Origin of the sequence: Arenibacter arenosicollis, from assembly GCF_014397245.1 — a bacterium.
Classification (GTDB): domain Bacteria; phylum Bacteroidota; class Bacteroidia; order Flavobacteriales; family Flavobacteriaceae; genus Arenibacter; species Arenibacter arenosicollis.
Map to the genome: position 1 here is coordinate 1 of NZ_JACLHY010000068.1, position 630 is coordinate 630.

Sequence of the window (630 nt, forward strand, 5' to 3'; positions counted from 1 at the left end):
CCTGTAAAGCGATAACTATTGTGATAAAGTTTGCTAAAAAGGAGTGATTCTATGACTGCTATTTGGATATCGATTATAGGTATGTGGTTTTGTATTGGAATGGCGTTTTTTGCTATCAAGAGGAGTAAAAATAAAAAATAGAACACGCATTTATGCCGAGAAAATTTATTGTGCGTTGAGAAGAACCCTTAACTAAACTTGCAGACGAATGTCGGCATAGCGTGAGCTATTAAGCCGACCATTCGGCAAGTTTTGGGATCGTTAAGGGTTCGGAGGCTCAACGTCAATAAAGCAATTGGAATAAAGCAATTGGAATAAAGAAACTAAGTTATTGATTTTAAATTTTTTATATCAAAATGGTCTTTTTCTGTTAATTCATAACCGGAATGAAAAAGAAGTTGAGCTTCTTTGGAAATGCATGGTATTTTTCGACCTTTATAATTAGTTTCTGAAAACCATTCATTTTGAAAGATGTAATTGCCACCTTCTGGGTTTGCTTGAGTAATGGAACCATCATCATTTAAATTTATAGGATGAATATCTAAATATCCATATTCTTTATGTTTAAGTTCCATACGTGAAGGCATCCAATCAACTTCTATTTTGTATCCTATATCTTCTAATTTTTTT

At 32.7% G+C, this 630-nt stretch carries 1 protein-coding gene; it reads right to left on the minus strand.

Going from position 1 to position 630, the window contains the following annotated elements:
* Positions 1-323: 323 nt before the first annotated feature.
* On the minus strand, positions 324-630 hold a 307-nt coding region (locus tag H4O18_RS21880; RefSeq protein ID WP_425489147.1), incomplete at its 5' end, for a nucleotidyltransferase domain-containing protein.